Source organism: uncultured Planktosalinus sp., assembly GCF_963973675.1.
GTDB lineage: Bacteria > Bacteroidota > Bacteroidia > Flavobacteriales > Flavobacteriaceae > Planktosalinus.
This window is the reverse complement of the sequence record NZ_CAXBAN010000192.1, coordinates 1-4,940: the sequence shown is the minus strand read 5'-3', so window position 1 is coordinate 4,940 and position 4,940 is coordinate 1. Positions and strand designations below refer to the sequence as shown.

The window sequence follows — 4,940 nt, the reverse complement described above, 5'->3', positions numbered from 1 at the left end:
TTTTTAAACAGTCGTTTTCGTCAAGTGCTAAACATTCACAACAGCGGAAAAAATGTTATCCAGGATCGGACCATCTATGAAGACGCTTATATTTTTGCACCCAATCTGCACGCGATGGGTCTTATGACGAACCGTGATTTTGAAAATTACAAGTCGCTGTTCGACCTGATGGAAGAAGTTACTGAAAGTCCCAATTTGATTATCTATTTAAGAAGTTCCATACCCAATCTAGTGGCACAAATACACAAACGCGGCAGGGAGTATGAAAACAGCATAAGTATTGATTACCTCAGCCGCTTGAATGAAAGATATGAAGCCTGGGTACATAAGTATAACAAAGGTAAACTACTCATTATTGATGTTGACAAACTTGACTTTGTTGACAACCCTGAAGACTTGGGTGGGATTATCAATCGTATTGATGCAGAATTGCACGGTTTATTTGAATAAAAAAAAGCCCGATGAGCATTCATCGGGCTTTTTCTTATTGATAATCTTTTATTGATTCTTTAACGCTTCGATGCGCGCTTTTACTTCTGCCTCAGTTCCTGTAAATTCTGAAACTTCTTCTTTTTTTTCTCCATTCACAACGGTGACCACTGTTACTTTTGCAGTTGTTACCTCGTTGTTCACTGATGTTTCAACAAAAATTTGTTTTGTCACCTCTGAAGTTGCTTTGGCATCTCCAAGCTGATCCTGACTGACCAGTTTTTGGGTTCCGTCTTCAGACTTTACATACACCTCTTTCACTACCTGTGCATTTGCATCGGTATGGTCTGCACCATGACCACCCAATATTGGTGCGATTACAAGACCCACCAAACAGGTTAGCTTGATTAAAATATTCATTGAGGGTCCTGAAGTGTCTTTAAACGGGTCACCTACAGTATCACCGGTTACGGCAGCCTTATGGGCGTCAGAGCCCTTATAAGTCATTTCACCGTTAATCATAACACCGGCTTCAAACGATTTTTTGGCATTGTCCCAGGCTCCACCCGCATTGTTTTGGAAAATAGCCCACATCACACCACTCACACACACACCGGCCATATACCCTCCCAGGGGTTCTGCACCAAAAATCAAACCTATTAATATTGGAGTTATGATGGTAATCAAACCGGGTAGGATCATTTGTCTTAAAGCCGCATTGGTTGATATTTCAACACATTTGGCATATTCAGGGGTGGCTGTTCCTTCCATTATCCCGGGAATTTCACGGAATTGTCTGCGCACTTCCTGAACCATTTCCATAGCTGCTTTTCCAACAGACTGCATAGCAAGTGCTGAGAAGATAACAGGTATCATTCCTCCCACAAACAACATCGAAAGAACGTCTGCTTTAAAGATATTGATTCCGTCAATACCAGTAAAGGTTACATAGGCTGCAAAAAGTGCCAGTGCTGTTAGAGCTGCAGAGGCAATGGCAAACCCTTTTCCAACGGCTGCAGTGGTATTTCCAACTGAATCTAAAATATCGGTACGCTCACGCACTTCCGGGTCCAATTCGCTCATTTCAGCTACACCCCCGGCGTTATCTGCTATAGGTCCAAAAGCATCAATTGCCAGCTGCATACCGGTTGTAGCCATCATGGCTGATGCTGCCAAAGCAACCCCGTAAAAACCTGCTAGTTCATACGAACCATAAATAGCGGCGGCAAATAACAGTACCGAAGCAAAGGTAGATTTCATTCCAACGGCCAAACCAGCAATGATATTGGTTGCAGCACCTGTCGAACTATTTTTAACAATATCCAAAACCGGTTTTTTACCAAGACTGGTGTAATAAGCTGTTACAAAAGAAATCAATGCGCCAACTGCCAAACCAATACAAGCGGCAAAAAATACATTCATTGAAGGTATCATTTTTGCAGAGGTTTCCCCAAAAAAGCGCATTTGCATAGTTTCGGGAAGCATCCAGTCAATCAGGAAGTAACTCGCAATTAAAGTAAGTACTATGGAAGTCCAATTCCCAATGTCCAGTGCTTTTTGAACCTGAGGCTCTTTAGCCGTATTGTCTTTTATTTTTACTAGAAAGGTTCCTAAGATGGAAGCCAGCACGCCCACTCCGGCGATTACTAGCGGCAGCAAGATAGGACCCATATTATTAAATAAATCTGTGTGCTGAACGGTTTCAGACATGTCTCTAATCACATAATTACCCAGCACCATTGCTGCAAGTACCGTGGCGACATAACTTCCGAAAAGATCTGCACCCATTCCGGCTACGTCCCCAACGTTGTCACCCACATTATCGGCAATGGTTGCCGGATTTCGGGGGTCGTCTTCAGGAATACCTGCTTCCACTTTTCCAACAAGGTCAGCACCTACATCGGCTGCTTTTGTATAAATACCTCCACCCACACGGGCAAACAGTGCAATGGACTCTGCTCCTAATGAAAAGCCTGCGAGGGCTTCGAGTACAATGGTCATTTTGGTATAGAAGTCAAGGTTTTCAAGCCCCATAAATTGTCCAAGGAAAAAAAGAAAAAGCAAGCTCAAGCCCAATACTGCCAGACCGGCCACACCCAATCCCATCACGGTTCCACCACTAAAAGAAACTTTCAGTGCATTGGGAAGACTTGTTTTAGCTGCTTCAGCGGTTCGGGCATTGGCATCAGTAGCAATACGCATTCCAATATTTCCCGCAAGGGCGGAAAAGAAAGCACCAATGATGAAAGCGGGTACAATCATCCAGCTGGTTAACTCTACTTGTGTCGATATAAAGTAAAGTGCAACAGAGGCAATCACCACAAAAATTGCAAGGAGGCGGTACTCCGCATTTAAAAATGCCAAAGCACCTTCTTTTACACTTTTTGAAATGAACTGCATCCGGTCACTCCCGGGCGATTGTTTTTTTACCCAGCTCATTTTATAGAGCATAAACAACAACCCTATTACTGAAAGGGCAATTGGTAAGAATATTACATTGGATTCCATAGTTTGAATTTGATTTTTAGTTAAGCCGGGTAAAAGTAAGAAATATGTCGTTAACAAAAAAAGCAATACTTGTTATAGTATTGCTTTTTTAATCTAACCTAAATTGAATCTAAAAACCTAACTTAAAAAATCTATTGTTTATTCTAAAATTTGAATCTTGTAAAAGTCTTGTGTTTCCTGTGGCAAATCTGCAAAACGATCTGTACATTTATCAATAATATCAAGCGCTTCGTCTACATTGCCCCAGCCTTCCACATCTACTTTTTTGTGCTCTAAATCCTTATACACCTGAAAAAAATGTTCAATTTCCTTGATTAAATGCGGATTGATGTCTGAAATGTCATTGATTTTATCTCCGTTGGGATCACTTATTGGCACACAAATCACTTTTTCATCGGGTCCTTTTTCATCTGCCATATGGAACACGCCTATGGGCTTAACCTCAATAATACACCCCGGAAAGGTGGGTTCAGTAACCAAAACCAGTACATCTAGCGGATCACCATCCAGCGCATAGGTTTTGGGTATGAAACCATAATCAGCCGGGTACATCATCGATGAAAACAACATACGGTCATACCTGATTTTTTTCAATTCAAAATCAAACTCATATTTGTTTCTGCTTCCCTTAGGAATCTCAACTAAAACATCAAACTTTTTTAATTTTGCTGCACTCATAAATCACGTTCTATTTTTCGGGCTGCAAAAATACAACTAAAAAGAAGAAATAAACAAGGAAAATAAGTGAAGAATTTTTCCTAAAATTGAAACCCAAACGAACCGGTCACACCAAATGACCGGGCCCCTACATTTTCAAAGTAATTACCTCTAAAATTGAAGTCGAGCCTAAATATTTTAAAGATATTTCCAATCCCAAAGCTATACTCATAATAGATGTCTTCGGGAGCCTGATATATAATATTGGAAGCGTTCAGCGCACTGTTGGCTTCAGATATCTCACCGTAAATGGCCCTGAAGCCAATCACTTCCCTCAGATTCCAATCTCTCATAAACCCGATTCTTGAAAACAAACGGCCCCCAAAATTGTGCTCTAAATGGAGTGAGGCATAGGTATCGCTTACAAACTCATAATAATCAAGCAAGGTAAAGGTGTTGTATATACTAAACAAGGTTTGGTTTCCGGGCACTGGGCTCAATAAACCCAAGGGCACTTCCCCCACTATTTTACCCAGCTCAACGGTTGAATAGAGGCGTCCTATCCCACCAATATTCCAGGGTTGAGTGTACAGAGTTTGCAGCTTTTTATATTCAAAATCACCTTCAAGCAATCCTTTGACTCCATAGGTATATCCCAAAAAAAACTGCGGGTATTTTCCTGAATTGATGATGGTGCGCTCCACTCCAAAGCCCGATGTGCGAATACCAGGAGTATAAGTTAATGACAACTCAATTTCTGGCTGACTGATTTCACTTTGAATCACGCCGTTTTCATCATAGTAATCCATACTAAAAGAATCTGTTGCTGATTTAAGCGTACGGTAGGAAGTTGTTGTCCTGAAGGTCAAATCCTTTACAGGCTCCAGTTGCAGTCCAAATGTGGTGAGATTAATATTGGTCAAACGGTCGTTTGCTCCTACTGATACCAATGAAGAGGAGGCTAGGTTTCTTCCGAGCACGTCGTTGGAGGTAGTCAGGCTGGCTCCAATTTGCTCCACATCTCTGCGGTTGCCACCAAAAATTATAAGGCGGTGTTCACGGTCTAGCAACCATTTTCCGGAAATACCATATTTGAATTTATCGTCTTTAAAACCATAGGCCAAAAACCCTTCCAGTCGCCAACGATCATTTTGACTGAAATAGGTGCGCCCTCCAGCCCTGATTCGCATGCCTTCAGCTTCATTGTACCCAAAAATGGAAAAGACAGGCCCCAGATCAAAACCGGGCAGTTCATAATAACCTGATGCCAATACTGAACCAATATTATAGAGCCTTTGAAACCGGGGGACCGTTTGCAGGGTGTCAAGCATCACATAGATTTGACG

Annotated in this window: 4 protein-coding genes; 1 reads left to right on the top strand and 3 read right to left on the bottom strand. The window is 41.7% G+C overall.

Annotated elements, in window-relative coordinates; genetic code table 11:
- Positions 1-450, top strand: a 450-nt coding sequence (locus tag AACY61_RS08550; RefSeq protein ID WP_339611158.1) for a deoxynucleoside kinase, incomplete at its 5' end; no start/stop codon positions are given.
- Positions 451-498: 48 nt separating this feature from the next.
- On the opposite strand, the gene AACY61_RS08545 is transcribed toward AACY61_RS08550, so the two are convergent.
- The 3 genes from AACY61_RS08545 to AACY61_RS08535 form a co-directional block, all read right to left on the bottom strand.
- Entirely contained in the window at positions 499-2,937 is a 2,439-nt protein-coding gene (locus tag AACY61_RS08545) for a sodium-translocating pyrophosphatase (RefSeq protein ID WP_339611157.1), read from the bottom strand.
- 138 nt (positions 2,938-3,075) lie between these two features.
- A complete protein-coding gene (locus AACY61_RS08540; protein ID WP_339611156.1) occupies positions 3,076-3,615 on the bottom strand; it encodes an inorganic diphosphatase in 540 nt (179 codons plus the stop codon).
- A gap of 80 nt (positions 3,616-3,695) precedes the next feature.
- A partial coding sequence (locus tag AACY61_RS08535; protein WP_339611155.1) for a DUF5686 family protein occupies positions 3,696-4,940 on the bottom strand: 1,245 nt, incomplete at its 5' end.

Bases quoted from the DNA above. Each gene is read 5' to 3' on its own strand.
- AACY61_RS08545 (WP_339611157.1), bottom strand. From the start codon at position 2,937: ATGGAATCCAATGTAATATTCTTACCAATTGCCCTTTCAGTAATAGGG.
- AACY61_RS08540 (WP_339611156.1), bottom strand. From the start codon at position 3,615: ATGAGTGCAGCAAAATTAAAAAAGTTTGATGTTTTAGTTGAGATTCCT.